This window comes from Aliivibrio sp. 1S128, assembly GCF_001691065.1.
GTDB lineage: Bacteria > Pseudomonadota > Gammaproteobacteria > Enterobacterales > Vibrionaceae > Aliivibrio.
In genome coordinates, this window is record NZ_MAJV01000102.1 from 58,065 (window position 1) to 84,218 (window position 26,154).

27 protein-coding genes, 1 tRNA gene and 1 riboswitch are annotated in these 26,154 nt (G+C 39.0%); of the genes, 9 read left to right on the forward strand and 19 right to left on the reverse strand.

Going from position 1 to position 26,154, the window contains the following annotated elements; translation table 11 throughout:
• Nucleotides 1-115: 115 nt before the first annotated feature.
• The 3 genes from A6E03_RS12110 to sodB all read right to left on the reverse strand — a co-directional run bounded on the left by A6E03_RS12110 (nucleotide 116) and on the right by sodB (nucleotide 2,308).
• Nucleotides 116-787, reverse strand: coding sequence for an SDR family oxidoreductase (locus A6E03_RS12110; RefSeq protein ID WP_065600945.1), 672 nt, complete (start codon nucleotides 785-787; stop codon nucleotides 116-118).
• A 222-nt stretch (nucleotides 788-1,009) separates the two neighbouring features.
• Nucleotides 1,010-1,516 carry a VC2046/SO_2500 family protein gene (locus tag A6E03_RS12115; RefSeq protein WP_065591538.1) on the reverse strand — a complete coding sequence of 169 codons (507 nt, stop codon included), beginning with the start codon at nucleotides 1,514-1,516 and terminating at the stop codon, nucleotides 1,010-1,012.
• 207 nt (nucleotides 1,517-1,723) lie between these two features.
• On the reverse strand, nucleotides 1,724-2,308 hold the full coding sequence (gene sodB / locus A6E03_RS12120; protein WP_065591539.1) for a superoxide dismutase [Fe]: 585 nt from the start codon (nucleotides 2,306-2,308) through the stop codon (nucleotides 1,724-1,726).
• Nucleotides 2,309-2,543: 235 nt separating this feature from the next.
• On the opposite strand from sodB, the gene grxD reads away from it, so the two are divergent.
• On the forward strand, nucleotides 2,544-2,879 hold the full coding sequence (gene grxD / locus A6E03_RS12125) for a Grx4 family monothiol glutaredoxin (RefSeq protein ID WP_060990545.1): 336 nt from the start codon (nucleotides 2,544-2,546) through the stop codon (nucleotides 2,877-2,879).
• Between the two features lie 120 nt (nucleotides 2,880-2,999).
• Here grxD and A6E03_RS12130 read toward each other — a convergent pair whose 3' ends face one another.
• The 3 genes from A6E03_RS12130 to rnt form a co-directional block, all read right to left on the reverse strand.
• Nucleotides 3,000-4,313 (reverse strand): response regulator, encoded by a 1,314-nt coding sequence (locus A6E03_RS12130; RefSeq protein ID WP_065591540.1) that lies wholly within the window; start codon nucleotides 4,311-4,313, stop codon nucleotides 3,000-3,002.
• Nucleotides 4,314-4,503: 190 nt separating this feature from the next.
• On the reverse strand, nucleotides 4,504-5,832 hold the full coding sequence (locus tag A6E03_RS12135; protein WP_065591541.1) for a Na+/H+ antiporter family protein: 1,329 nt from the start codon (nucleotides 5,830-5,832) through the stop codon (nucleotides 4,504-4,506).
• Between the two features lie 47 nt (nucleotides 5,833-5,879).
• The gene (gene rnt / locus A6E03_RS12140) at nucleotides 5,880-6,545 is read right to left on the reverse strand and encodes a ribonuclease T (RefSeq protein WP_065591542.1); all 666 of its coding nucleotides are present in this window, start codon (nucleotides 6,543-6,545) and stop codon (nucleotides 5,880-5,882) included.
• A 201-nt stretch (nucleotides 6,546-6,746) separates the two neighbouring features.
• On the opposite strand from rnt, the gene A6E03_RS12145 reads away from it, so the two are divergent.
• Nucleotides 6,747-7,625, forward strand: a complete 879-nt coding sequence (locus A6E03_RS12145) for an OmpA family protein (protein ID WP_065591543.1) — start codon at nucleotides 6,747-6,749, stop codon at nucleotides 7,623-7,625.
• A 35-nt stretch (nucleotides 7,626-7,660) separates the two neighbouring features.
• Here A6E03_RS12145 and A6E03_RS12150 read toward each other — a convergent pair whose 3' ends face one another.
• The 10 genes from A6E03_RS12150 to A6E03_RS12195 all read right to left on the reverse strand — a co-directional run bounded on the left by A6E03_RS12150 (nucleotide 7,661) and on the right by A6E03_RS12195 (nucleotide 15,528).
• On the reverse strand, nucleotides 7,661-8,095 hold the full coding sequence (locus A6E03_RS12150; RefSeq protein ID WP_065600946.1) for a DUF2753 domain-containing protein: 435 nt from the start codon (nucleotides 8,093-8,095) through the stop codon (nucleotides 7,661-7,663).
• Between the two features lie 138 nt (nucleotides 8,096-8,233).
• On the reverse strand, nucleotides 8,234-8,650 hold the full coding sequence (gene gloA, locus A6E03_RS12155; RefSeq protein ID WP_065600947.1) for a lactoylglutathione lyase: 417 nt from the start codon (nucleotides 8,648-8,650) through the stop codon (nucleotides 8,234-8,236).
• 40 nt (nucleotides 8,651-8,690) lie between these two features.
• Nucleotides 8,691-9,326, reverse strand: a complete 636-nt coding sequence (gene nth / locus A6E03_RS12160) for an endonuclease III (protein ID WP_065591545.1) — start codon at nucleotides 9,324-9,326, stop codon at nucleotides 8,691-8,693.
• 20 nt (nucleotides 9,327-9,346) lie between these two features.
• On the reverse strand, nucleotides 9,347-10,033 hold the full coding sequence (locus A6E03_RS12165; protein ID WP_065591546.1) for an electron transport complex subunit E: 687 nt from the start codon (nucleotides 10,031-10,033) through the stop codon (nucleotides 9,347-9,349).
• The gene (gene rsxG, locus A6E03_RS12170; RefSeq protein WP_065600948.1) at nucleotides 10,033-10,665 is read right to left on the reverse strand and encodes an electron transport complex subunit RsxG; all 633 of its coding nucleotides are present in this window, start codon (nucleotides 10,663-10,665) and stop codon (nucleotides 10,033-10,035) included. Before rsxG ends, A6E03_RS12165 begins: the two co-directional genes overlap by 1 nt.
• A 4-nt stretch (nucleotides 10,666-10,669) precedes the next feature.
• Nucleotides 10,670-11,725 (reverse strand): electron transport complex subunit RsxD, encoded by a 1,056-nt coding sequence (gene rsxD / locus A6E03_RS12175; RefSeq protein ID WP_065600949.1) that lies wholly within the window; start codon nucleotides 11,723-11,725, stop codon nucleotides 10,670-10,672.
• A 2-nt stretch (nucleotides 11,726-11,727) separates the two neighbouring features.
• Complete coding sequence (gene rsxC, locus A6E03_RS12180; RefSeq protein ID WP_065600950.1) at nucleotides 11,728-14,139, reverse strand: electron transport complex subunit RsxC; 2,412 nt, start codon at nucleotides 14,137-14,139, stop codon at nucleotides 11,728-11,730.
• Nucleotides 14,140-14,142: 3 nt separating this feature from the next.
• Nucleotides 14,143-14,724 (reverse strand): electron transport complex subunit RsxB, encoded by a 582-nt coding sequence (gene rsxB / locus A6E03_RS12185; protein WP_065591550.1) that lies wholly within the window; start codon nucleotides 14,722-14,724, stop codon nucleotides 14,143-14,145.
• Nucleotides 14,725-14,726: 2 nt separating this feature from the next.
• Complete coding sequence (gene rsxA / locus A6E03_RS12190; protein WP_065591551.1) at nucleotides 14,727-15,308, reverse strand: electron transport complex subunit RsxA; 582 nt, start codon at nucleotides 15,306-15,308, stop codon at nucleotides 14,727-14,729.
• Nucleotides 15,309-15,452: 144 nt separating this feature from the next.
• Nucleotides 15,453-15,528: transfer RNA gene (locus A6E03_RS12195), tRNA-Asn, on the reverse strand.
• A gap of 477 nt (nucleotides 15,529-16,005) precedes the next feature.
• Between A6E03_RS12195 and uvrB the strand changes: the two genes are divergently transcribed.
• The 3 genes from uvrB (at nucleotide 16,006) to A6E03_RS12210 (ending at nucleotide 20,119) form a co-directional block, all read left to right on the forward strand.
• The gene (gene uvrB, locus A6E03_RS12200) at nucleotides 16,006-18,036 is read left to right on the forward strand and encodes an excinuclease ABC subunit UvrB (RefSeq protein ID WP_065591552.1); all 2,031 of its coding nucleotides are present in this window, start codon (nucleotides 16,006-16,008) and stop codon (nucleotides 18,034-18,036) included.
• 305 nt (nucleotides 18,037-18,341) lie between these two features.
• Nucleotides 18,342-19,769: a quorum-sensing sigma-54 dependent transcriptional regulator LuxO gene (gene luxO, locus A6E03_RS12205; protein WP_255310634.1), complete on the forward strand. Its 1,428-nt coding sequence runs from the start codon at nucleotides 18,342-18,344 to the stop codon at nucleotides 19,767-19,769.
• A 14-nt stretch (nucleotides 19,770-19,783) separates the two neighbouring features.
• On the forward strand, nucleotides 19,784-20,119 hold the full coding sequence (locus A6E03_RS12210) for an Hpt domain-containing protein (RefSeq protein WP_065591553.1): 336 nt from the start codon (nucleotides 19,784-19,786) through the stop codon (nucleotides 20,117-20,119).
• On the opposite strand, the gene yvcK is transcribed toward A6E03_RS12210, so the two are convergent.
• A complete protein-coding gene (gene yvcK / locus A6E03_RS12215) occupies nucleotides 20,108-20,986 on the reverse strand; it encodes a uridine diphosphate-N-acetylglucosamine-binding protein YvcK (RefSeq protein WP_065591816.1) in 879 nt (292 codons plus the stop codon). The genes A6E03_RS12210 and yvcK overlap by 12 nt on opposite strands.
• A 240-nt stretch (nucleotides 20,987-21,226) precedes the next feature.
• A riboswitch (molybdenum cofactor riboswitch) is annotated at nucleotides 21,227-21,374 on the forward strand.
• Here yvcK and moaA point away from each other — a divergent pair.
• From moaA to moaE, 4 genes are all read left to right on the forward strand, one after another.
• Nucleotides 21,363-22,352: a GTP 3',8-cyclase MoaA gene (gene moaA, locus A6E03_RS12220; RefSeq protein WP_065591554.1), complete on the forward strand. Its 990-nt coding sequence runs from the start codon at nucleotides 21,363-21,365 to the stop codon at nucleotides 22,350-22,352. (Overlaps the previous riboswitch by 12 nt.)
• Nucleotides 22,353-22,364: 12 nt before the next feature.
• Nucleotides 22,365-22,844 carry a cyclic pyranopterin monophosphate synthase MoaC gene (gene moaC / locus A6E03_RS12225; protein ID WP_012550453.1) on the forward strand — a complete coding sequence of 160 codons (480 nt, stop codon included), beginning with the start codon at nucleotides 22,365-22,367 and terminating at the stop codon, nucleotides 22,842-22,844.
• Nucleotides 22,841-23,086: a molybdopterin synthase sulfur carrier subunit gene (gene moaD, locus A6E03_RS12230; protein WP_065591555.1), complete on the forward strand. Its 246-nt coding sequence runs from the start codon at nucleotides 22,841-22,843 to the stop codon at nucleotides 23,084-23,086. The genes moaC and moaD overlap by 4 nt, the downstream gene beginning before the upstream one ends.
• 1 nt (nucleotide 23,087) lies before the next feature.
• Complete coding sequence (gene moaE, locus A6E03_RS12235; protein ID WP_065591556.1) at nucleotides 23,088-23,534, forward strand: molybdopterin synthase catalytic subunit MoaE; 447 nt, start codon at nucleotides 23,088-23,090, stop codon at nucleotides 23,532-23,534.
• Nucleotides 23,535-23,652: 118 nt separating this feature from the next.
• Here moaE and A6E03_RS12240 read toward each other — a convergent pair whose 3' ends face one another.
• Both A6E03_RS12240 and A6E03_RS12245 read right to left on the reverse strand, forming a co-directional pair.
• Nucleotides 23,653-24,618, reverse strand: coding sequence for an alpha-L-glutamate ligase-like protein (locus tag A6E03_RS12240; protein WP_065591557.1), 966 nt, complete (start codon nucleotides 24,616-24,618; stop codon nucleotides 23,653-23,655).
• A gap of 3 nt (nucleotides 24,619-24,621) precedes the next feature.
• On the reverse strand, nucleotides 24,622-26,130 hold the full coding sequence (locus tag A6E03_RS12245; protein ID WP_065591558.1) for an inactive transglutaminase family protein: 1,509 nt from the start codon (nucleotides 26,128-26,130) through the stop codon (nucleotides 24,622-24,624).
• Nucleotides 26,131-26,154 lie beyond the last annotated feature (24 nt).

Sequence of the window (26,154 nt, forward strand, 5' to 3'; positions counted from 1 at the left end):
AAGGTATTTTCATTCATAGTTTGAAAATATTGAAATAATAAAAAACCACCTTATTGATAAGGTGGTTTTTTTATGTCTGAGTCTTTTTGCTTTTAAGATTTAGAGCTTAAGAAAATTAAGCAGTGGCTTCAATTATCCGACCATTAAAAGATTCATTTTGAAGAATATATTCTGTATTTTTGATGAGCTCTTGATTGATTAAGTTAGTATTTGGTTCGGAATTTTCGTTAGAAAGGCGAGGAGTAACACCTCCAACTCTAATATTAAATGGGTTTAATTCTTTAGCCCAGCTTTTAGTTAACCCCGCGAGTAGGGGGGTTGAGGTGTCTTGGCATTGCTCTTGGGTTGAATGTTGGTGATAACCCAAGTTGATAATGACTCCCTCTTTACAATGGTCTCTCATATTTTGAGCAGCGTATTGCCCATAAGTAAATAAGGTAGCGGCTAATTCCGTTAATTGAAATGGGCACTCTTTATTATATGGAGCCAATAAACTTGGCAGTGCTACGTCAGTATAATTGTTGATCAATACATCAATTCCACGACTAAATTTTTTATCAATAGTCAGAAATAAGTGATGAATGCTTTCCAAGGAACGATCTTTTTGTGGAAAACAAACGACATTAGAATTGATTCTAGCGCATAATCGGTAGGTCTCATTAAGGTCGTCTTGATTTGAGTCTGTAATAATGAGAGAAGCTCCAAGGGAGGCAAAATGATATGCAATGTCTCGACCCATAAAGTTGCCAGCCGATGTAATAAGAATCGTTGAATGTTCAATTTGCATAGCATTCCTTCCCTAAAGCGTTGGTTATTATTGTTGAGTAAGGTGCTTTAATAATGGGATAGAAATATGACATCTGCTGTGAGCTTGACGAGAAATGCGGATTAATTTGTATTCAATTGCAGGATTTATGCACTAACTCACATAATCATTATGAATGAGTGATGCGTAAAATTAGGAATGTTGATAACGCATAAATAGAGGGTAGAAAGCGTATGATTCGGCTTAAACGTACAAATTCATTTCTGAATGACGTTTAGCTGTGACTAGTTCATTGTAAAGATCTTGAGGGATAGCATTAAAGATCTCGTTACCTGATTCTAATTGACGGCGTTGGTGCCCAGATAGATTGTGGTAAACATCTTCTGGTAAATCACACGTATCTTGAGGCATATAAGCCATTGCATCAGGCGCTAAGCCATATTGCAATTTAGCACTAGCTAAACCACCGTTATGAAATTGGTTGGCTTGTGAAGCTGCTCGAGAATAACTTTCTTCATTGCTACGTAGTATTTGAGCGTCTGCAAGTTGAAAGCGTTGACGAAGTAGATCTTCGGTTACTTTTTTCTCGTCTATTTTTTCAACGGGTGTATTTTCACGTAAGTCATTAGATAGTAAAGACATCATTAAGGCGAAATCTGCACGGCGACCTGCTTCCATTGCATGGTTTAGGTTTGAACCGTATTGAATTTCACTGATTAACTCGGCTTTATCTAAAGTATGTACTTTCATGAATCAATTCCTCTTGATGATAAATACTTATCGGAAAAGAATTGAAAACCTTTAGCTTTTTTAGGAAATTAATTGCCGTTTTTGAAAATATGTTAGAAGTAGGGCAAAGTGTTACCGCAAAATTGAGTGAATAAAAAAGGTCAGTACAAATACTGACCTTCTTGCTTTGATAATGACTGTTATAAAACAGTCATTCAAAGGATATGATTATTTAGCTAGGTTTTCTTCTACGAAAGACCAGTTTACTAATTCCCAGAACGCACCCATGTAATCAGGACGAACGTTACGGAAATCGATGTAGTAAGCGTGCTCCCATAGGTCAACAGTTAGAAGTGGGGTAACGCCTTCATCTGTTAGAGGAGTAGCTGCGTTAGATGTATTAACGATAGCTAGAGAACCGTCAGCGTTTTTAACAAGCCAAGTCCAAGAAGAACCGAAGTTGTTGATTGCTGAATCTGTAAATTTAGCTTTGAATTCTTCGAAAGAACCAAATGCAGCATCGATTGCAGCAGCAACAGCGCCAGTTGGTTGGCCGCCAGCGTTTGGAGCTAGACAGTTCCAGTAGAACGTGTGGTTCCAGATTTGAGCTGCGTTATTGAAAACACCGCCAGTAGAAGTTTTAATGATCTCTTCTAATGTTTTACCTTCAAATTCTGTACCAGGGATAAGGCCATTTAGCTTAACAACGTAAGTGTTGTGGTGTTTACCGTGGTGAAAATCTAAAGTCTCAGCTGAGATGTGTGGTTCTAATGCGTCTTTTGCGAACGGTAGAGCTGGTAATTCAAATGACATTGCTCATGTCTCCATTTAATAAGAGGTCTACGCCTCACTAAATTCCAAAAATATTTGCTCTATTGAACGTAGAGCTTTATCTGACTTCGATTTGATTCTAGCAAGTTTTGATTTTATTAAAAGAAAAAGTGGTGAATTTTCAATAAATAATACCACTACAAATATTAGGTATTTTTTTCTGAGAGCATAACAAGTAGAATGGATACAACTTAGTGTCGACCCATTAGAGGATACAATGGAAACTATCGATAAGATCAAGCAACAAATTGCTGAAAATCACATCATTCTATACATGAAAGGTTCACCTAAGCTTCCAAGCTGTGGCTTTTCATCTCAAGCATCTCAAGCATTAATGAACTGCGGTGAGAAATTTGCTTATGTAGATATCCTACAAAACCCAGACATTCGTGCTGAACTTCCAGCATACGCACAATGGCCTACCTTCCCACAACTTTGGGTAGAAGGTGAGTTAATTGGCGGTTGTGACATCATTCTTGAAATGTTCCAAAAGGGCGAATTAAAGCCGTTAGTTCAAGAAGCAGCACAACGCAATGCGCCTGAAGCTGAGTAAGAATTAAAACAGTCATAATTTATTTATGATTTGTTTAATTAAAAAGCCACGTATTTTGATAATACGTGGCTTTTTTAATCGCTATAGATTTAATTCTCATCTTAAGAGTAAATAAATTATCTATCCGGATGCCTTAGCTTTTTCAAAGGCAAGAGTTTGGAGCTTTGCGAGGGTTGATTTCCCTTGTTGTAATCTAGCGAGCCATTTTGTTTCAATATACTCTCTTTCATCATCTAGCTTCATCTCACAATACACTAAGTAAACGATATAAGCGGTTTCATAATCTGTAATATCAGCATGTTGAATATCAGAGATTAATCGATTTGCTTCACCATAACGGTTCATTCTTAGTTGAAATAAAGCGGATAATGCTCGTTGTGCTGAGATGCATGGAATACCACGCAGTCGTCCTTTTAATTTAGCACTCACTCGTTGCCATGCACTTTCTGGTGACCATTCTTGCAGAACGTCTTCTGGGGCAAGAAAGAGATCTCCCCAAGCAGCCATTGAGCGTTTTCCTGCAGAATCAAAAGCCGAGTTTGGCAGTAAATAAGCGTACTTTGTTAGTAGATCAAATGCGTCATAACGATCGCCTTTTGCTATCAATGACCAAGTATAATAACTAAAGCGTAAGTAGGAATAAGGAGCGAGTTCAAAGCCTTTTTTCCAATAGCGAGTGGCAATAGATAAATTATTTCGACGAAAGGCAATATCGGCTTTTAGATCGAGAAGATGAAGATTACTGGTTTCATGTTTTGGCAGTAATAAGTCGGTAAGTTGATTTGCAGTATCAAAATCTTCTTGAGCGATATAGATTTCGATCTGCTGCAGTTCCGCTTCTAGCGATTCTTTGATGATAGACAGCAATGCTTTATTTACACTCAGAGCTTCCGCTAATCGATTTACTCTTATTAAACGAGCCGCCAGTTTAAGCATTGAATCTTTAAGAATGATTTTATTTGGAGATTTAAAGATCAGAGGTTTTACACCCGCTAGCCCATCTTTTGTGTAGGCCGCAATCATTCCCATTGAGAATTTACGTTTAATTAAATCATAATTAATAACGGTAATAATTTCTTCTGGTCGGATTGGTTTTTGTATGTATTTAGCAGGCTTGTAATCACTGTAAGCTAATTCGATTTGTGGGTCTTCATTGCCCGTAATGATATAAACAAGTGTATTGTCGTTTATTAATTTAAGTAATCGCAATTGTTCTAGCATTTGAAGCCCTGTACTTCCATGACCTAAATTGTGGTCAACAAAAAGCACATCAAACTTTTTTTGTTTGCAATTACCTACAGCGGCTCCAGCTGTTGGACAGCAGACAATGTTGTTAGTTAGCACCCCAATACGGCTAAGCAATGCTCTAATAGCATTTTGAATGACAGTACTATCGTCAATAATGAGATAAGAAGAGAGCTTAATTAATTTCATGCAAGCAGTAGGCGGTAATAAAACAGCGCTCGAGTATAGCAATTGTCTTAATTAAATATAGATAAAACTAACAATAGAAGAGCTGAAATATATGATCTTAATACAAAAAGCGACAGGATATCCCGTCGCTTTTATATAAATGTTAGCTAAGAAACTAATATAATTGGTTAATCGCCAGTATGTTAATTGACTAAAGAACCATTGCGGCTATCCAGCCAAATACAATTAATGGCAGGTTATAATGCAGGAATGTTGGAACTACCGTTTCCCAGACATGCTCATGCTGACCATCGGCATTAAGACCTGACGTTGGACCTAATGTTGAATCTGAAGCTGGAGAACCTGCGTCACCGAGTGCGGCTGCGGTACCGACTAGCGCAATGGTAGCCATTGGTGAGAAACCAAAAGCGACGGCAAGAGGAACATAAATAGTAGCTATGATTGGGATCGTTGAGAACGATGAACCGATACCCATTGTTACTAATAAACCGACGATAAGCATTAATAGAGCGGCAAGAGGCTTATTGTCACCAATGGAGGTGGATAATGCTTGAACGAGGGTTTCAACGCCACCAGTTGCTTTCATTACTGCAGCAAAACCCGCGGCAGAAATCATAATGAAGCCAATCATCGCCATCATATGAACACCACGAGTAAAGACGTCTTGAGTCTCTTTCCATGCAATAACACCACCAAAAGTAAATACCATAAAGCCGGCTAATGCACCAACAATCATTGATCCTGTTGCTAACTGGACAGAAAGAGCAGCAACAATAGCAACAATAGATATTTGGATATGACGTTTATTGAATGTAGGCGTCGCATTTGTCGCTTGCATTTCAGCATTATCAATATCCGCGTAAGTACGTGGCTTACGGTAAGAGATAAATACAGCAATAAGAAGACCCGTTAGCATTCCTAGAGCAGGCAGAGCCATCGCTAGAGGAACTTGGCTTGCTACTACATCTAAGTTGTTATCATGAAGATTTTTTAACAAAATGTTGTTTAAAAAGATACCACCAAAACCGACTGGAAGGATCATGTATGGTGTAACTAAACCAAACGTCAATACACATGCAACCAAACGACGGTCCAATTTTAATTTATTAAACACTTGGATTAGTGGTGGGATCAAAATTGGAATAAACGCGATGTGTACAGGTACGACGTTTTGAGATGAAATAGTGATCAACAAGATTAAGCAAAGTAAAAGGTATTTTAGACCTGTGGCAGCGTGTAAATTTTCTTGGCCATTAATGCGTTTTATTACACTGTGAGCCAGTAAATCAGTCACACCTGATTTTGAAATGGCAACAGCAAAAGCGCCTAGCATGGCATAGCTTAATGCGATGGTAGCACCTCCGCCTAAACCACCTTCGAACGCAGAAATTGTATCAGATAATGATAAACCTCCTACTAATCCACCGATTAGTGCACTGAACGTTAAGGCAACGACAACGTTAACTCTAAGCAAAGCGAGGATAAGCATTACTGAAACAGAAAGAATGATTGGATTCATTTTGTTTAGTTTCCCTGTAAATATTGTGTTGTTAGTAAAGTAGCCTGTTATTTATTATTAGTATCATTTTCTGGTTCTGGCGCTAGAGGCCAACCACCAAGATCTTTCCATTTATTCACGATATGGCAGAACAGTTCCGCTGTTTTTTCCGTATCATAAAGAGCAGAGTGCGCTTCTTTGCCATCAAAATCCATTCCTGCCGTTTTACACGCTTTCGCTAATACGGTTTGACCAAGAGCTAGGCCACTGATAGCAGCGGTATCAAAAGTACAGAATGGGTGAAAAGGAATGCGTTTTAATTTTGTTCGCGAAGCCGCTTCCATTACAAAACTGTGATCAAAATTGGCATTATGAGCCACCATGATAGCGCGTCGGCAATCATGTTGCTTTTGTTCTTTACGAATGAGTTTAAAAATTTCTTTTAAAGCCACATCTTCTGTTACTGCACCACGTAAAGGACTGAATGGGTCGCGAATACCGATGAAGTCTAATGCTTCTTGTTCAAGGTTAGCGCCTTCAAAAGGAGCTACGTGAAAGTGGATTGTTGTTGCGGGTTTTAAGTAACCCTGATCATCCATTGCTAATGTCACTGCACATATCTCAAGCAGCGCATCTGTTTTGGCATTAAAACCAGCGGTTTCAACGTCAATAACGACAGGGAAATAGCCACGAAAACGTTGTTTCAGTTGATTATGTAATTCTACTTCGCTCATTATTCGGTACGTAAGAAAATGTTGCAGCTATTATTACAGATTATCCATAGCATAAAAACTGCAAATAAGGTGTGATATGGATATATTTTTAGTGATGAAGCCTTTATTTCATTGCTGACTGACTTATAACACTTATTATTGGTCCAGTTTTTGCTTTGTAATAGCTTATCGTCAACGGCATGACCCACAGATTTAGGTATTATGAAAAAAACACTTATCACTTCAGCTTTGCTAGTCAGTTCATTGTTAACAACACCAGCATTAGCAAATCGAAATTATGTTGCTAAGCCTGATCAATCAAAATGGGTGATGCTACAAAATTCACCATTGGAGTGTCGTTTATCTCATAATATTCCAAACTATGGCTCTGGAGAATTCTCTTCGTATGCCAATAAAAAGATGAATTTAGATTTTGAATTGAAGATGAATCGGCCAATGGGGGAAACTCGTTCTGTTAATTTAGTCTCAATGCCAGCTCGTTGGATGCCAGGCGACAGTGCTGATTCAATGATGAATTTAAAATTCTTTAAGCAGTTCGATGGTTATGTGGGAGGTTCAACTGCATGGTCAATGTTAGCTGAATTAGAGAATGGTCGTTTTCCTACATTTACTTATGCTGACTGGCAAAGCCCTAAACAGTTAATTGAAGTAGCTTTATCACCAGTAGTATTTCAAGAACAATATAATGTTTTTAGCATGTGCATTGCTAATTTATTACCTTATAGTTTTGAAGATATATCTTTTACTATTTTACATTTTGATAAAAATAGTGATGAGTTAAATAAAGCGTCGAAAAAGCGTTTAGCACAAATTGCCGATTTTATTAAATACACAAAGGATGTCGATTTAGTGCTTGTTGCTACTTATACCGATTCAAGTGGCGCAAAAAATGTGAATCAACAAGTCTCAGAAAGACGCGCTGTAAAACTTCAGAATTATTTTGAATCAATAGGATTGCCTGCGGATAGGATCCGAGTGCATTCTTATGGTGAACGTCGACCAATTGCCGATAACTCAACACCAATTGGTAAGAATAAAAACCGAAGAGTGGTTATTTCTTTAGGTAGAACTATTATTTAGTCATTATTTTAAGGCGTCCAAATTGGATGCCTTTTTTATTGTAATTTAAAACTAGCGATAAGTTCACATTGAACGGTAGTGTCAATATGTTGGATATGACGGGCGATCTTTGGATTAGGGTGACGTTTCATAAAATCCAGTAATGCACTTTTACAACAACCTAAGTTAGATATAAAAGATTCACAATCACTACGTGGGCATTGAGGTACAAGAGTAAGGATCTTTTCAGAGGCTAATTCTAGGTATTTTAACTCAAAGCGGCTGTCATTTTGACTTCGCCAAAATTGGGCTAAGTTGTGGCATGAAATGACAGATATTGTCGTTTGCTCAATGAGGCTAATGTCATTTTTTTTTGTGATCTCTTCAGCAATTGCAAACGCTTGTTGATAATGTAGGATCGTACGCCAAGAGTCATCATTCTTAAAGGATTGCTCTGCCAATATTGTGTGTTTTTCCCAAAGATCTATCATGATATTTCCGTGAGGAGGTGAGTGAGATAATAGATTAATTGAGAATCATTATCATTAAAAGTATTTGGTATAAAAAAACCTGCACAGATCGCAGGTTTTTAAATAGTTTGCCCATGATTTTAATCAGAGTTGAAAGTATTAACCTTCTAAGCCTGCAGAAGCACTGCTATTTTGAATCAGTTCAATCATGTAGCCATCAGGATCTTTAATAAAAGCAATGTGCGTAGATCCGCCTTTTACTGGGCCTGCTTCACGAGTGACATTCCCGCCTGCTGCTTTAATCACATCACAAGTTTGGTAGACATCGTCGACACCAATAGCAACATGACCAAAAGCATTACCCATATCATATTCCTCTGTGCCCCAGTTATAAGTCAATTCAATAACGGCACCTTGAGATTCATCACCATAACCAAGAAAAGCTAAGGTGTATTTGTATTCTTCATTTGTGTTTTGACGAAGAAGATCCATTCCCATTACTTTTGTATAGAACTCAATTGATTTATCTAAGTTACCTACACGGATCATCGTGTGTAAAATGCGTCCATTAGCCATTGTTTTGCTCCAGTTTTTAATTTAATTATTCAGATCAGTATTAAACTTCTGTTTTTTCTTTAAATTCGCATAGGTCTTCAATCATACAGCTACCACAACGTGGTTTGCGAGCGATACAAGTATAACGTCCGTGGAGAATTAACCAGTGGTGAACATCTAATTTGAATTCTTTTGGCACCACTTTAACCAGTTTTTTCTCAACATCATTAACGGTTTTACCCATTGCGAGTTTGGTTCGATTAGAGACACGATAGATATGAGTATCAACAGCAATGGTTGGCCAACCAAAGGCTGTATTCAGTACTACGTTTGCAGTTTTATGCCCAACCCCCGGAAGTGCTTCTAATGCTTCTTGATCTTCTGGGATCTCACTATTATGAAGTTCAATCAACATACGGCAGGTTTTAATGACATTTTCAGCTTTGGTATTAAATAACCCAATGGTTTTGATGTATGTTTTTAATCCATCTACGCCTAAATCTAAAATAGATTGAGGCGTGTTAGCTACAGGGTAGAGTTTACGTGTCGCTTTGTTAACACTAACATCAGTAGCTTGAGCAGATAATAAAACAGCAATTAATAACTCAAATGGTGTAGACCACTCAAGTTCCGTTTGTGGATGCGGATTATCAGCTCGTAAGCGTTCTAATATTTCTCGTCGTTTTATATTATTCATACTGCTTTTTATGTCCTTATCTATGAAACTCGTGCGCGTTCGATTTTTTCTTTTTCTTGCTTAGGTTTTCGGTCTGCTAATCTCTTATCAATCACGTTTTTTAATGCGATAAGAAAACCTACACCTAAAAATGCTCCCGGTGGCAGCATCGCTAATAAGAAATGGCTATCCACTTGGAATAACTCAATTCGCAATACGGTTGCCCAATCACCAAGTAATAAGTCAGCGCCATCAAATAAGGTACCATTGCCTAAAGCTTCGCGCATTGCACCCAGTAAGACTAAAACGGCGGTCATACCCAAGCCCATCCACAATCCATCTAATATTGCAGGGATAGGATCATTTTTTGATGCGAATGCTTCGGCACGACCAATAATGATGCAGTTTGTTACGATCAATGGAATGAAGATACCAAGGGACAGATATAAACCATAAGCGTAAGCATTCATTAATAATTGAACACAAGTTACTAGTGAGGCAATGATCATCACAAATACGGGAATACGAACTTCTTGTGGGATCCATTGACGGACAAGTGAAACAATTAAATTTGAGCCAATAAGGACTAAAGTCGTCGCGATCCCTAAACCTAAGGCATTGGTCACGGTTGCTGAAACAGCAAGTAGAGGACACAACCCTAATAGTTGCACTAGGGCAGGGTTGTTATCCCATAATCCATTTTTTAGTAATTCTTTATGTGTTGTCATTAGTTAGCCTCACAATTAAGTGGAAGAGTTTGCAGTTCATCTTGGTGTGTTTTATAAAACCAAACTGCTTTTTTTACGGCTTTAACTACGGCTCTTGGTGTAATTGTCGCGCCAGTGAATTGATCAAATTGACCACCGTCCTTTTGAACGGCCCAGCTACTGTCATCGGCAGAATCAACACTTTTTCCTAGGAATCCATCAACCCAGCGGGTAATTCGAGTATCAATTTTATCGCCCAATCCAGGTGTTTCTTGATGTGATAGTACACGAACCCCCGTTACCATTGAACCTGCATCAACGCCGACAATAATCTTAATCGCACCGCTATATCCATCAGGAGCGATAGCTTCAATTGCAGCACCTGAATGCTTGCCATTTAATGAGGCTAAATAGATCGGCATTGCTTCTTCTGTGCCTAATGCGTCTACATTTGATATTAGGATACAAGCTTTAAATAATTCATTGTCATGTTGCTTCTTTGGAATGACTTGGTTCAAGACTGACAATAATTGCTGTTGTTGTTGATAAGCAATCTGATCTTTAGTTAATGCATAAGTGATGGTAACTAATGCGGTTGAAGCAATAGCAAATAAGACCAAAACAAGGCTGCTTTTTTTCATTGTCTGTAGCATAGAATTACCCTTTTTTATGGCCGTAGGTTCTTGGTTTTGTGTAGTAGTCAATTAAAGGTACACACATGTTGGTTAGGAGAACCGCAAAAGCAACCCCGTCAGGGAAACCACCCCAAGTACGAATAATATAAACGAGAGCACCAATAAGAGCGCCATAATATAAACGGCCTTTAGGTGTTGTTGCCGCAGAAACCGGATCGGTAGCAATAAAGAAAGCACCGAGCATGGTTGCACCAGAGAAGAGATTAAACAACGGTGATGTTGCTGTATCTGGCGAGAAAAGAGCAAATAAGCTGCTTATGACAAACAAGCTTGCTAAAAAACTCACCGGAATATGCCAATGAATAAGACGTTGTTGTAATAAGAAAAGGCCACCAAGTAAGAAACCAATATTTACCCATAACCAGCCTAAACCAGCAATGCTATTAAAAATAGGCGCGGTTAAAATTTCATTCGTTGTTAGTCCTGCTTTAAGACCTGTTTTTACTGTATCTAATGGCGTTGCCATTGTCATGCCATCAACATTCATGGTGAGTTGATGGACAGAAAAACCGTCTTGGCTTAACCCATTAAGTATTAACCATATGGAATCAGAGAAGCTGATACTTTCGGTAAGCAATTCTTTTACTGGCAACCAAGTTGTCATTTGAACAGGAAAAGAGATTAGCAGCACGACATAAGCCGCCATTGCAGGATTAAAGAGGTTTTGTCCTAATCCTCCATATAAATGCTTAGCAATGACGATGGCAAATATCACACCAATAACCGTTATCCACCAAGGAGATAGTGGTGGAATAGCAAGAGCAAGTAATACTCCTGTTAGCAAGGCGCTATTGTCACTGAGATAAGGTCTAAGTGGTCTTTTACGACACTTTAAGACCAATGCTTCTGCTGAAATTGCAGTAATAATAGCAATCAAAACTTGTAGGAAGGTGCCCCAACCAAAAAAGTAAGTTTGAGCGAGTAGACCTGGTATTGTCGCTAAGGCAACCAGTTTCATGATGGTTCTTGTGCTCTTTTTACTGTGAGCGTGTGGTGAGCTAGTGATAAAAAAGGCCACTGTTACTCTTCCTTATTCTTTTCAATTTGTTGAGCTGCTTTGCGTGCTTTTGCTCGCGCTATTGCAGCGGCTACCGCTGCTTTTTTAGGGTCTGTTGGTTCAGAAGCTTCATTATTTTCAACGGTCGTCTCAGTGACAGGTTGATTTGATTCAGTTTCTTTTTTAGCTTGAGCTGCTTTGCGTGCTTTTGCTCGCGCTATTGCAGCGGCTACCGCTGCTTTTTTAGGGGCTGTTGGTTCAGAAGCTTCATTATTTTCAACGGTCGTTTCAGTGAAAGGTTGATCTGATTCAGTTTCTTTTTCAGCTTGAGCTGCTTTGCGTGCTTTTGCTCGCGCTATTGCAGCGGCTACCGCTGCTTTTTTAGGATCAGCAGTTTCAGAGGTATCATCATTTTCAATAGTCGTTTCAGTGACAGGTTGATCTGATTCAGTTTCTTTTTCAGCTTGAGTTGCCTTGCGTGCTTTTGCTCGCGCTATTGCAGCGGCTACCGCTGCTTTTTTAGGGTCGGCAGTTTCAGAGGTATCATCATTTTCAATAGTCGTTTCAGTGACAGGTTGATCTGATTCAGTTTCTTTTTCGACTTGTGCCGCTTTGCGTGCTTTTGCACGAGCGATAGCAGCAGCTACAGCGTCTTTCTTGTTAGCGCTATCTGCGCTTTTTTCAGACTCTGTATTATTTGATTCTGCAGCAAGATTTGCTTTTCGTTCACGAGCTTGTTGTTTGCGCTCTTCACGTAATTTTGCCATTTCAGAATTATCAGGTTCAGCAGTATTAGCTTTTGCCGCTTCTGCTTGTTTCGCTTTAGCGCGAGCAATTGCAGCGGCTACTGCAGGTTTAGGACTAGCTATACCAGACTCTTCCGCTGCTTTTTGAGCTTTGACTCTCGCAATTGCTGCAGCAATTGCATCATTGCCAGAACCAGTAGAGGCTTCTGTTTTCATTTCTTTACGTCGATTTTCTGCAGCCAGTTTGAATTTGTTTTCACGTTCTGCTTTGTCACGTTCCATCCGCGCATTTTTTTCTTCAAAACGAACTTTGGCACGATCAGCAGCTTGCGCGTCTTGCTTGCGAGCGTAAATTTCTGATTTAGCTTGGCGATAATATTGAACCAGAGGGATCTCACTTGGGCAAACATAGGCACAAGCACCACATTCAATACAATCAGATAAATGATATTCTTCGCATTTGTCGAACTCTTCTGATTTTGCGTACCAATATAATTGTTGAGGCAATAAAGCCGCAGGGCAGGCATCAGCGCAGCTACTACAACGAATACAAGCCATTTCATGATTATAAAGAGGCAGCTCTTTTCTATCTGGCGTAATAATACAGTTAGTAATTTTCGTTATAGGGATCTGTTTATGTGGGAGAGTAAATCCCATTAACGAACCCCCCATAATAATTCTAGGGTGTTTTTTATCGGCTTTATAACCCGCTAATGTCATTAAATGATCAACGGTAGTACCTAAACGAACCCAAAAATTACCCGGAACATCAAGGCTGTTTCCAGTCAACGTGACGACTCGTTCAATTAGAGGTTCAGCGTCACAGATCGCACGTTTAACCGCAAGAATGGTTCCTACGTTTTGTACGATAACGCCTATATCAGTAGAGCGACCACTTGCAGGCACTTCTTTACCAGTTAAAATTTTAACTAATTGTCGAGAACCACCCGATGGGTATTTTGTTGGGATTACTCGGATCACGATATTATCATGATCAGTAATTACCTTATTTAATGCTTTTATTGCTTCTGGTTTATTATCTTCAATACCAATAACTGCCAATTTAGGCGATAGGATATGTTGAAGGATCTTAATACCAATAATTACTTCTTCAGCATGATCCTGCATTAAACGATCATCGGCAGTGATATAAGGTTCACATTCTGCGGCATTGATAATTAATATATCTGCTTTGCCAATACCACTTTGTAGTTTTCTACTGGTAGGGAAACCAGCACCACCCATGCCTGAAATGCCAGATTGACGAATGCGCTCAATCAGATCTATTGGGTCTTGATTGGAAAAATCAGAGATAGGGTTTCGATCTGCAATCCATTGATCTTGATTATCTGATTCAATAACAATACAAAGATCAGTTAAACCCGAAGGATGAGCAACGGTTCTTGGTTCTATTGCCGTTACAGTGCCAGACGTTGGTGCATGAATAGGAACACACATGGCAATATTACCTTGCGTGAGTGGTTGGCCTTTTAATACAGTCTCACCAACAGTGACTAGAATGTCCCCTTTACTACCAATATGTTGCTTTAATGGCAAAATAAGTTCACTTGGAACACCGGCTTGCTGAATTCTGTTTTGAGTTGAAATTCTTTTGTTTTCTGGCGGATGAATGCCACCATGAAAATCCCACAGTTGACCTTGTTTAATTTGTTCGATAATGGACAACATGGGTTACAGCTCCGATGCTTGAGATGGCTTATCTGCCGGAATATTAACAACAGGGATTGTATTCAAATCCCATTTCCAATTATCAGGTGTCGTGTTCACAGGGATCATTTCAATACAATCAGTTGGGCAAGGGGCAACACATAAATCACAACCAGTACATTCCGCTTCGATGACGGTATGTAATGCTTTTGTACCACCAACAATGGCATCTACAGGGCAAGCTTGAATACATTTAGTACAACCAATGCACATATCTTCATGGATAAACGCGATTGTTTTTATGTTTACGACGTCATCGTCAGAACTTGGTACATCGACACCCATAAGGTCAGCTAATTTTTCAATAGTGGCTTGACCACCTGGAGGGCATTTATTAATGATGTCTCCGTTGGCAATTGCTGTTGCGTAGGGCTTACATCCAGGATAGCCACACTGACCACATTGCGTCTGTGGCAAGATGGCATCAATTTGCTCAACAATGGGGTCTGATTCAACTTTAAATTTAATTGATGCAAAGCCGAGAATTAACCCAAAGATTAAGGCAAGTGCAGCAATAGCAATAACGGCGATTAGAATTGAACTCATGTTTATAATTTCACTAAACCAGTAAAGCCCATGAAGGCTAAAGACATTAAGCCTGCGGTGATCATAGCAATAGACGCACCTTTAAAAGGCAAAGGAACATCAGCAGCAGCGATACGTTCACGCATAGCAGAGAAGAGAATGAGAACTAATGAAAAACCAACGGCAGCACCAAAACCATAAATGATGGACTCGATGAAATTATGATTCTCAGTAACATTAAGTAATGCCACGCCGAGAACAGCGCAGTTCGTCGTGATTAGAGGTAAAAATATACCAAGAACACGATATAAAGTGGGACTTGTTTTGTGTACGACCATTTCTGTGAATTGAACAACAACCGCGATCACAAGGATGAAACTCATGGTACGTAAATACTCAATGCCAAGAGGGGCTAAAATATAGGTTTCAACAAGGTATGAACATACAGAAGCAAGGGTAAGGACAAATGTTGTCGCAAGGCCCATTCCGATTGCACTTTCTAGTTTTTTAGATACGCCCATAAATGGACAAAGACCTAAAAATTTAACCAGTACAAAGTTGTTCACTAAAACAGTACCAACAAGCAGTAATAGATACTCAGTCATGCCAATGATTTTTATGATAATAGATGATCTGGTTATTATCGGACTTTAAGAGCCTGATAACAACCTTAGAAAGAATAGGTTTTTACTCTTTAAGCAAAAAAAAGACAAAAAAAAGCCTCGTCATTTAGACAAGGCTTTAAAATGTGGCTCCCTTTGCTGGACTTGAACCAGCGACATACGGATTAACAGTCCGGCGTTCTACCAACTGAACTAAAAGGGAATCGGTTTTAGGCGGACGATATTAACGAGTCTAAAATAAACTGTCAAGCGTAAAAAGAGAGAAAAGTGACTTGATTATTTCGCCATCAATTGAGTCTATTTTCCATAAAAAATCATTGACAGCACCTCTAAGCTATATTTATCAATGCTTGTGGGTAGTTATCCACTAAAACTGTGGATAAGTATGTTAATGAAACTAGATTAACTATCTTTAAGCTAGCTGTGGCGTGGCCTCTGGAGTATAAGTGTTCTTACTTTGAGTGTTTTGTATGCATAAAATCAATGCGTTATAGCTTTGCTGCTGTTTGAATACACTATATGTATATTTTCCGTGCAAATTGTAGAGTAAAGACTAAAGTTGAGTGTATTTTGACCACTATTGGGGGAAACTTTTATAATTAATAGTTTCTATAAAAATAAGAGTGGATTTGATAGTGTGTATATCCTAAATAAGATGAGTCCATGTGGAGTGTTATAAATGGCCAACGCGTATGAATTAATTTCTAACTATCAACCAGCAGGTGATCAACCTCAAGCCATTAAAATGCTTAATGAAGGATTAGAGAATGGTCTTGCTCATCAAACGCTTCTTGGTGTTACCGGCTCAGGTAAAACATTTACGCTAGCTAACGTAATTGCTGAATCTGGCCGCCCAACGGTTATCATGGCTCACAATAAAACGTTAGCAGCCCAGTTGTATGGGGAAATGAAAGCGTTTTTCCCTAATAATGCGGTTGAATATTTTGTTTCGTACTTTGATTATTATCAACCAGAAGCTTATGTACCAACGACTGATACCTTTATAGAAAAAGATTCTTCGGTTAATGAACATATTGAACAAATGCGCCTTTCTGCAACAAAGGCATTATTAGAACGTAAAGACGCCATTATTATTGCTTCAGTGTCTGCGATTTATGGTCTTGGTGATCCTCAAGCTTATTTAAGTATGATGCTCCATTTAAGTCGAGGAGATATCGTTAACCAACGTGATATTTTACGCCGATTAGCTGAACTACAATATAAGCGTAATGACATGGCTTTTGAACGAGGCACATTTCGTGTTCGTGGTGAAGTTCTAGATGTTTTTCCTGCTGAATCAGAGCATGAGGCTATCCGAATTGAGCTTTTTGATGATGAAGTGGAACGTATTAGCAAGTTCGATCCATTAACGGGTTCAATTATAACTAAAGACATGCCGCGTTGTACTATTTACCCGAAAACTCACTATGTAACACCACGAGAAAAAGTACTTGATGCCATTGAGCAGATTAAAGTGGATTTGGCTGAACGGAAAAAAGAATTATTAGCCAATAATAAATTAGTTGAAGAACAAAGGATCTCACAACGAACTCAATTCGATATTGAAATGATGAATGAGCTTGGTTTTTGCTCTGGTATTGAAAACTATTCTCGTTATTTGAGTGGGCGACCTCAAGGAGAAGCGCCACCTACGTTATTTGATTATCTGCCTAAAGATGGTTTATTGATCATCGATGAATCGCATATTACCGTGTCTCAAATTGGGGCAATGTATAAAGGTGATCGTTCACGTAAAGAGAATTTAGTTGAATACGGTTTTCGCTTGCCTTCTGCATTAGATAATCGACCTATGCGTTTTGACGAATTTGAAGCTCGTGCTCCACAAACGATTTATGTTTCTGCGACCCCTGGTAAATATGAAATCGAAAAATCAGGTTCTGATATTGCAGAACAACTAGTAAGGCCGACGGGTTTACTTGACCCGATTATTGAAGTACGTCCCGTTGGAACTCAAGTTGATGATTTACTCTCTGAGATCAGAATTCGTACGAAAGTGGGTGAGAGAGTGTTAGTCACGACCCTTACCAAGCGTATGTCTGAAGATTTGACGGAATATCTTGCCGAGCATGGGGTGAAAGTTCGTTATTTGCATTCTGATATTGATACGGTTGAGCGTGTTGAGATTATCCGTGATTTACGCTTAGGCAAGTTTGATGTGTTAGTCGGTATTAACTTATTGCGTGAAGGCTTAGATATGCCTGAAGTGTCTTTAGTCGCGATTTTAGATGCAGATAAAGAAGGCTTCTTGCGTTCCGAGCGATCATTAATTCAAACGATAGGTCGTGCAGCTCGTAATCTAGAAGGTAAAGCTATTCTATATGCAGATAGAATTACGGGGTCTATGGAAAAAGCCATTGGAGAAACAGAAAGAAGACGTGAAAAGCAGATATTGCACAACGAAGCATTAGGAATCGTACCAACCGCATTGAAAAAAGAGGTGGCGGATATTCTTGAGTTAGGAGATATGACTAAGAATAAACGTAAAATAGTAGCATCCAAAATGAAGTTATCCGAAGTGGCAGAGGAAAGCGCTAATTATCAATCGATGACGCCGCAAAAGTTAGAAAAAGAAGTGCAACGATTAGAAGCAAAAATGTATCAACATGCGAGAGATTTAGAGTTTGAACAGGCTGCTCAAGTTAGGGATGAGGTAGAAAAGCTAAGACATCAATTTATAACGAATAGTTAATGACTATTTTGTAAATTATTGATTTAAGGAAAAAAAGAAGCCAACCGTAATATACCGGTTGGCTTTATTGTTCATGTGAAAGTAAATTTCACTAACAACGTCAGTTGGCTAGGTGACCCTTTGGCTTAAAGGGTCACTATACATATAGCAGGTAGTGTGCCAACTTTTTAAAGCACCAAAATAAGGTAATTAAGCATAAAAAGTGTTCAAAATGGCTTTTTATTTGCAATTTGCAATTTGCAATTTGCGTTTTGCAATTGCATAATGCGAATTCACATATTTTTGACAAGTGGTATATTTTAATAATGCAAAAGAAATACTTATTGATGGTAGAAGATACCGCTTCGGTTGCTGCGTTGTATCGTTCGTATCTGAATCCGCTTGGTGTTGAAATTAATGTTGTAGCTAAAGGAAGCGAAGCGATAGAAACAGTGGCTAAACGGGCTCCCGATTTGGTATTGCTTGATTTACGTTTACCAGACATGACTGGTTTTGATGTTTTAGCTGAAATAAGAAAATTTAACAAAGAAGTCCCTGTTGTTTTAATGACCGCTCATGGGTCAATTGATGCAGCAGTTGAAGCTATGCAGCTTGGGGCTCAAGATTTTTTAATAAAACCGTGTGAAGCCGATAGGTTAAGAGTTACTGTCAATAATGCATTGCGTCGAGCTCAAAAAGACCTCGACGAAATAAAAGAAAATCCTGAAAATTCTGAAAAATCGAATAAACAATATCAAGGGTTTATTGGTAGTAGCTCTCAGATGAATCAGGTATATCGAACTATTGATTCTGCAGCACCAAGTAAAGCCACGGTATTTATTACTGGAGAGTCGGGAACGGGTAAAGAAGTGTGTGCAGAGGCCATTCATGCTGCAAGTAAGCGAGGTCAAGCTCCATTTATTGCAATTAACTGTGCTGCGATACCAAAAGATTTAATTGAAAGTGAGTTGTTTGGTCATGTAAAAGGAGCATTTACGGGCGCTTCGGTTGATAGAAAGGGAGCTGCGGAACAGGCTGATGGGGGGACTCTATTTCTTGATGAATTGTGTGAAATGGATTTGGATTTACAAACTAAATTATTACGATTCATTCAAACGGGAACGTTTCAAAAAGTAGGCTCTTCAAAAATGAGTCGAGTAGATGTGAGGTTTGTATGTGCGACAAATCGTGATCCCTGGATAGAAGTTCAAGCCGGACGTTTTCGTGAGGATTTGTATTATCGACTACATGTAATTCCGTTAGTCTTACCTCCTTTACGTGAACGTGGTAATGATATTATAGAAATCGCCCATTCAATATTAGGCCATTTTTCGCATGAAGAAGGTCGTGAATTTATTACTTTTAATCCAGAAGTAACAGAACGTTTTTTGCACTATGATTGGCCTGGTAATGTTCGTCAGTTACAAAATGTAATTAGAAATGTGGTGGTATTAAATAGGGGAAAGGAAGTGATTCTTTCTATGTTGCCTCAGCCATTGTCCATAGAACATAACTTTGGTTCAGATATTGCATCTGAAGATAAAGTAAATCGTTATGTTTTATCTAACGATAACGCAATTAATGAAAGTACCGACTTAAAAAAAGAGACAATTATTCCACTTTGGAAATCAGAAAAGAAGCTTATTGAAGCTGCAATTACGTTATGTGATGGAAATATTCCACAAGCCGCTAAAAAATTAGAGGTGAGTCCATCGACACTATATAGAAAATTACAATCATGGGATGATAAATAGCAGAGGGTATTACTGTGAGCCAGTATATAAACCAAATAGCAGTGAATCAATTAGTCCAAGAAGTAGGGGATGAGAATGTTCCTTTTCTTTTTGGCATTTTTTGCGATGAGTTAGATGAGTTTATTGATACACTTTCGACTCACCCTGAAATTGATAAAGTAAGGGAAATTAGCCATTGCCTTAAAAGTAGTGCCGGTAGTTTTGGTGCAGATAAATTAGCGACAATGGCGATTAATATTGAAGAGAAAGCAAAACTACTTCAGCAAGAATGGGTTGAGCGCAATATCTCTGAATTTGTAAATATTGCGCGCGGTACTGAGCTTGCTTATCGTAAGTTGTTAATCAAGTAAATTCATAATTTCTTGCTTTAATTTATCTCTATCATGGCGCCAATCGTGATTTAATGAAGCAAGATCGGTGGTTTTACAATTATATTCTGGTTGTAATTCCACTAACTCTTTATCTGTTAAGATAATATCAACTTTTCTTCCTGAGCATGCTCGCTCGCACCATTCAAGCATCATTCGATGATCCATTTTCCCAGCAGGCCCAAATTCTTTTGATAAGTTGTCAATAAAAACCAGCTTAGCTTTTTTATTTGCACCAATTGCTTTACCTAAACCAGGAAGCAGTAATGGAGGCATAATACTCGTTAAGAAGCTGCCCGGGCCTAGTAAAATTAAATCTGCATTTCTAACGGCTTGAATCGCTTCTTGAGTGGCTGGTACTTCTGGGTCTAAAAATAGGCGTAAAGGCAATTCATCCATATCATCGATATTTGTTTCGCCTGAAATTTTACGTAAATCAGTCGTTAGTGCCCCTAAATCGGATGGATGTTCTGACATCGGAATAATATTCGTTTCTACTTTAAGCATGTTACGAATGAGATTAATCGCATCAAGTGGACGAACACTCAGGTTATCGAGTGCCGTTAGCATCAAATTACCAAGGTTATGCCCGTGTAGTTCGCCTTGGCCTTTAAAGCGGTATTCAAACATCATTGAACTGATTGATGGGTCTGTGATTAATTGGTTTATACAATTACGAGTATCTCCCCAGGCGATTCCTCCTTGGCACTCTCTTATACGCCCCGTAGAGCCACCATTGTCAGTTGTCGCGACTATTCCTGTTGCATTACTACCAAAATCACTTAGCGCAGCGAGAACGCGGCCTAAGCCGTGTCCACCGCCAATAGCTACAATTTGATGCTTATACATAATATTCATACTTAACGTCACATTATAATTAATAATAGTTTGGGTGATATGGAAAGTGACGACAAGCAATGATTAGTGAAATGTTGAATTCATCACAGTTTGCAGATTGAATGACGGCAAAAGCGTCACATTTATTAAACAATATTGAGTAATTTAGCTGAAATAACAAAAAAATTGGAAAATAGCAGGAATATTGAGTATTTTAATAAGAGCACCAATTTAATCAGTGTGGATTAAGTTTGGTTGCCATAACTCCGAGCTTAAGTTACTAAGTTGTTTTTAAGAAACACTCAATATGTAGCGTAAGCCAGTGACAATTCGGTCACAAGGGTTTGTTTGGAAATGAACAAGCCTCCCGTGTTTGGAAAGGTGTTCCGTGGCGAAACAATTTGAAGATAACTATAATCGCAAGTTTTATTACTTACGATTGTCGATTACAGACGTCTGTAATTTTAAATGTACTTATTGCTTACCTGATGGTTATAGGCCTGAAAATGGTAAACGAGAGTCCTTCCTAGAACTTGATGAAATCAAACGTACAGTCAGTGCGTTTGCGCGTTGTGGCACGTCAAAAGTACGTATTACTGGTGGTGAGCCAAGTCTGCGTAAAGATTTTACAGAAGTCATCCGTACCGTAGCTTCTCAACCTGGTATTACTAAAGTCGCAACCACGACGAATGGGTATCGTATGGAGAAGCATGTCGCTGAATGGCGAGAAGCAGGCCTTACCGATATCAATGTGAGTGTTGATAGTTTAAACCCAAATATGTTTTATCAGATCACAGGTGAAAATAAATTTGCCGAAGTTATGGCTGGTATTGATAAAGCAATTGAAGTGGGATTTAAGCAGGTAAAAGTCAATACCGTTCTACTCAAAGATCTCAATAGCACCGAATTACCTCTATTTTTAAAGTGGATTCAAACTCGTCCAATTCAATTGCGTTTTATTGAATTAATGCAAACGGGTGAAATGAACGACCTCTTTAAAAATCATCATCAGTCTGGTGTGTCTATTCGTAATCATTTAATTGCTAATAATTGGATATTAAAACCACGCGGTGAAAGTGACGGCCCTGCTCAAGTTTTTACTCATCCAGATTATGTGGGTGAGATTGGTTTGATCATGCCTTACGAGAAAGATTTTTGTCAAAGTTGCAATCGACTTCGAGTATCAGCAAAAGGCAAATTGCATATGTGTCTATTTGGTGATTATGGTGTTGATTTACGCGAACTATTGCAAGAAGACACACAGCAGGATGAATTAATTCAGTGTATTCAAACTCAGTTAGATAATAAAGCTGAAGGCCACTTTCTACATGATGGCCATGCAGGTATGACCCCACATTTAGCCTCTATTGGCGGATAATAAAGAAGAATTATGTCAAATTTTACTCATATTAATGCCTCTGGTGAGGCGAACATGGTTGATGTATCAGCTAAGCAAGAAACAGTACGTGAAGCGCGTGCAGAAGCGTTTGTTCACATGGCTCCAGAAACACTAAAGTTGATTGTTTCTGGTTCTCACCATAAAGGTGATGTGTTTGCGACAGCACGTATTGCTGGTATTCAAGCCGCGAAGAAAACATGGGATCTTATTCCTCTGTGTCATCCATTATTGTTAACTAAAGTTGAAGTACAATTAGAAGCGATTGAAGCTGAAAATATGGTTCGTATTGAATCAGTATGTAAACTAACAGGTAAAACAGGTGTAGAAATGGAAGCATTAACTGCTGCGTCTGTTGCTGCATTAACTATCTATGACATGTGTAAAGCCGTTCAAAAAGACATGGTTATTAGTCAAGTTCGTTTATTAGAAAAGACTGGCGGTAAATCTGGACACTTTAAGGCAGACGCATGATCACAGTATTATTTTTCGCTCAAACCAAAGAGTTAGTAGGTACTGGTAAACTGGAACTTACTGGCGATTACGCAACAGCAGAAGCGATTCGTGAAGAGTTAAGTAAAAAAGAAGGTAAATGGGATTTAGCCTTAGAGAAAGGCAAATTACTGGTTGCTATCAACCAAACTATTTCAAGTTTAGATTCAGCCGTTTCTGATGGTGATGAAGTTGCCTTCTTCCCACCTGTAACAGGCGGTTAATATGATTTCTGTTCAAGAGCATGATTTTAATGTCGGCGATGAGTATCAATTACTAGCAGAAGGTACTGCCGCAGGTGCAGTGGTTACCTTTATCGGTAAAGTTCGAGACATGAATCTTGGTGATGATGTTACAGGGCTTTCTCTAGAGCATTACCCAGGAATGACGGAAAAGTCTCTGAATGATATCGTTGCTCAAGCAAAATCGCGTTGGCCACTGCTTAAAGTGAAAGTGATTCATCGAGTCGGTGATTTAGAGCTTGGCGATCAAATTGTATTTGTCGGTGTATCAAGTGCGCATCGTGGTGCAGCGTTTGATTCTTGTGAGTTCATCATGGACTATTTAAAAACCAATGCCCCATTTTGGAAAAAAGAACGTACAACGAAAGAAGTTCGCTGGGTAGAATCAAGAGATACGGATAAATCAGCGGCACAACGTTGGGAAAAGTAATTATCTGAATAGCGGCTATCTGGATCGGTACTCGAGTTGGAAAGCAACGATAGAAGATAAAAAAAAGGGAAGAGAGCATTAAGCTGTCTTCCCTTTTTTTATTTATTTACCCAGAGTGCTATTTATTATAAATACCAAACTGTTCCATAGCATAAGCAACACGAGCTTCAGGAGTTGGGTATGGAACCGTCTCTTCTAAGCTTTCAATGTGCTTTAAGCGGGGTAATAAACCCGTACCGTTAGCGATTTGAATGGCTAAACCGGGACGAGCGTTAAGCTCAAGTACCATTGGGCCGTATTTCTTATCTAGCACCATATCAGTCCCCATGTAGCCTAAACCTGTCATTTCCCAAGCACTTGATGCAAGAGTTAACAATTTATGCCAATGTGGAACTTCTAATGTACTTAATAATTTTCCAGTATCAGGGTGCTTTTCAACGGGTAAGTCAAACTGTACTGCACGTACGGCTTTACCTGTACCAATATCAATCCCCACACCAACAGCGCCTTGGTGTAAATTTGCTTTACCATCTGAGTTTGTGGTTGATAAGCGCATCATTGCCATTACAGGGTAGCCCTTAAATACAATAATACGAACATCTGGCACTCCTTCATAACTGAAGCCGTCAAAGACATCATCAAACTCGATCAAATTCTCTATCATAGCGACATCGTTTTTTCCACCAAGGGAGAAAAGACCTGCTAATGTATTAGTAATATGACGTTCGACGTCTTGTTTATTCGCTTCTGCACCAGATGGTTTGTAATAAATTCCATCTTTATGAGATGTGACAACCAAAATCCCTTTACCGCCACTGCCTTGAGCTGGTTTGATTACAAAACCAGGCCAATCTTTAACGATATCGTGAATGTTCTTTACTTCAGCTTGACTATCAATCACACCGATAAGCTTAGGAACGGTTGCCCCAGCTTTCTCAGCAATGATTTTTGTTTTTAATTTATCATCAACCAATGGGTACTTGCTTCGGTCATTGTAACGGCCAATATAGCCACCGTTACGCTGATTCATTCCCATGATCCCTTTTGCTTTTAGTTTTGAAGGAGACGTAAATCGACTAAACATAGATTAGTCCTCCGCTAAAGGCTTAAAGCGACGAAGCTCACTTAAACGGTAACCTGTATAATTACCAAGCATTAGGATAAGCGCTAAGATAATTAATTGAATACCAATAAAGTTAAAGGTTAAGTGCTGTACAAATGGATTCGTCATTGCTATGTAGATTAATACTGCAGTCAACAATGAACCACCGCCTTGAGTTGCCACTTCTTTCCAACCTTCCTCTTCCCATAGGATAGACATACGTTCTACCGTCCAAGAAAGGATGATCATAGGGAAGAAAGTAATACTTAACCCAGCAGTTAAGCCAATCTTAAAGGCTACAATCGTAAAGACTGAGATAATCATAATAACGGCGATGATAACCGCTGAGATCCTGGCCACTAAGAGTAGATTGAGTTTGGATAAGTAACTACGGATGACTAAACCTGTACCTACAATCAGTAAGAAACCGACAATCCCTGTGACTAGCTGAGTCTGAACAAAGGCAACGGCAATAAGTACAGGCATGAAAGTACCAGACGTTTTTAAACCGACAATGACTCGTAAGAAAACAACCATTAGCGCACCGATAGGAATAAGCATGATGGTTTTAAACATCGACTGCTCTTCAAGCGGTAGGCTGTGAATAGAGAAGTTTAACAGGTTATCTGCTTCTACTTTCTTTTCTGTTGCGGCTGTTGGCGAAATCTCTTGTGCAATCATTGAGAAGTTAATTTGGCTGTTCTTTCCACCAACAACATCTAATAAAGAAACATTAGTTTCATCCCAAAGTAGTAAGTTAGCGGGCTGGCCCTGCTCTCCAGTTTCTGGATTGAATAACTGCCACTTTTCACCGCTCCATACTTCAACCATGTGCTGAACAGATTGACGACGACGACCATCTTCTAACCAAAGTGTCCCAACAACTTTGTTATGAATTGCTTCATAGCTTAGTAATTTAGAAACGGCTTGAACTTTAGTTAAGTCGTTTAAAAGTAAAGAGGCATTCTGATTATCAGGATCGTTGAATTGTTTAATTAATTCACGGGTTAAGGTGATGTCATCAGAAGAACGTGCTCTTGCTTGCTCTAATAATGAAATCGCTGCAGCTTCATGCGGGCCTTCAAAAGTCACAGCTTCTGGTTTATCAGATTTTGGTGGTTCCACTGTAGCCTGAGCTTGGGGATCAACTAAAATTTGAGTCTTGTAATACAACGTTTGTGGGCCATTTGCTTGACGAATAGTCCATTCTGCGCGACGTCCATGATCAGTCGTTAGATAAGCAATACCATAACCTGGAGATGAAGCACTCTCATCAACAATGGTAAAACCGGCTTGAGTTTGTGGTGCAGCCATTGATACCTTGACAGGTTTATTTACTGCATCAAATTGAATTCGGGCTTCTACGTCCCAAACTTGGCTTCTTTCTCCTGGTGTCCAAGGCACTCCGTATGAGTCATGGCGTAGCCAGCTCAGTGTAAGTCCAGCGACAACTAATAGTGAGATAAGAAAATAAAAAGGCACTCTTGATGGCATAACGTCCTCATTGTAATGGCATAA

Bases quoted from the DNA above. Each gene is read 5' to 3' on its own strand.
- A6E03_RS12110 (WP_065600945.1), bottom strand. From the start codon at position 787: ATGCAAATTGAACATTCAACGATTCTTATTACATCGGCTGGCAACTTT.
- A6E03_RS12165 (WP_065591546.1), bottom strand. From the start codon at position 10,033: ATGACAACACATAAAGAATTACTAAAAAATGGATTATGGGATAACAAC.
- A6E03_RS12245 (WP_065591558.1), bottom strand. From the start codon at position 26,130: ATGCCATCAAGAGTGCCTTTTTATTTTCTTATCTCACTATTAGTTGTC.
- rsxC (WP_065600950.1), bottom strand. From the start codon at position 14,139: ATGTTGTCCATTATCGAACAAATTAAACAAGGTCAACTGTGGGATTTT.
- uvrB (WP_065591552.1), top strand. From the start codon at position 16,006: ATGGCCAACGCGTATGAATTAATTTCTAACTATCAACCAGCAGGTGAT.
- A6E03_RS12145 (WP_065591543.1), top strand. From the start codon at position 6,747: ATGAAAAAAACACTTATCACTTCAGCTTTGCTAGTCAGTTCATTGTTA.
- moaD (WP_065591555.1), top strand. From the start codon at position 22,841: ATGATCACAGTATTATTTTTCGCTCAAACCAAAGAGTTAGTAGGTACT.
- rsxA (WP_065591551.1), bottom strand. From the start codon at position 15,308: ATGACTGAGTATCTATTACTGCTTGTTGGTACTGTTTTAGTGAACAAC.
- yvcK (WP_065591816.1), bottom strand. From the start codon at position 20,986: ATGTATAAGCATCAAATTGTAGCTATTGGCGGTGGACACGGCTTAGGC.
- A6E03_RS12150 (WP_065600946.1), bottom strand. From the start codon at position 8,095: ATGATAGATCTTTGGGAAAAACACACAATATTGGCAGAGCAATCCTTT.
- A6E03_RS12115 (WP_065591538.1), bottom strand. From the start codon at position 1,516: ATGAAAGTACATACTTTAGATAAAGCCGAGTTAATCAGTGAAATTCAA.
- grxD (WP_060990545.1), top strand. From the start codon at position 2,544: ATGGAAACTATCGATAAGATCAAGCAACAAATTGCTGAAAATCACATC.
- rsxB (WP_065591550.1), bottom strand. From the start codon at position 14,724: ATGAGTTCAATTCTAATCGCCGTTATTGCTATTGCTGCACTTGCCTTA.
- rsxG (WP_065600948.1), bottom strand. From the start codon at position 10,665: ATGCTACAGACAATGAAAAAAAGCAGCCTTGTTTTGGTCTTATTTGCT.
- moaC (WP_012550453.1), top strand. From the start codon at position 22,365: ATGTCAAATTTTACTCATATTAATGCCTCTGGTGAGGCGAACATGGTT.
- sodB (WP_065591539.1), bottom strand. From the start codon at position 2,308: ATGTCATTTGAATTACCAGCTCTACCGTTCGCAAAAGACGCATTAGAA.
- gloA (WP_065600947.1), bottom strand. From the start codon at position 8,650: ATGGCTAATGGACGCATTTTACACACGATGATCCGTGTAGGTAACTTA.
- A6E03_RS12130 (WP_065591540.1), bottom strand. From the start codon at position 4,313: ATGAAATTAATTAAGCTCTCTTCTTATCTCATTATTGACGATAGTACT.
- A6E03_RS12240 (WP_065591557.1), bottom strand. From the start codon at position 24,618: ATGTTTAGTCGATTTACGTCTCCTTCAAAACTAAAAGCAAAAGGGATC.
- luxO (WP_255310634.1), top strand. From the start codon at position 18,342: ATGCAAAAGAAATACTTATTGATGGTAGAAGATACCGCTTCGGTTGCT.
- nth (WP_065591545.1), bottom strand. From the start codon at position 9,326: ATGAATAATATAAAACGACGAGAAATATTAGAACGCTTACGAGCTGAT.
- rnt (WP_065591542.1), bottom strand. From the start codon at position 6,545: ATGAGCGAAGTAGAATTACATAATCAACTGAAACAACGTTTTCGTGGC.
- moaE (WP_065591556.1), top strand. From the start codon at position 23,088: ATGATTTCTGTTCAAGAGCATGATTTTAATGTCGGCGATGAGTATCAA.
- A6E03_RS12135 (WP_065591541.1), bottom strand. From the start codon at position 5,832: ATGAATCCAATCATTCTTTCTGTTTCAGTAATGCTTATCCTCGCTTTG.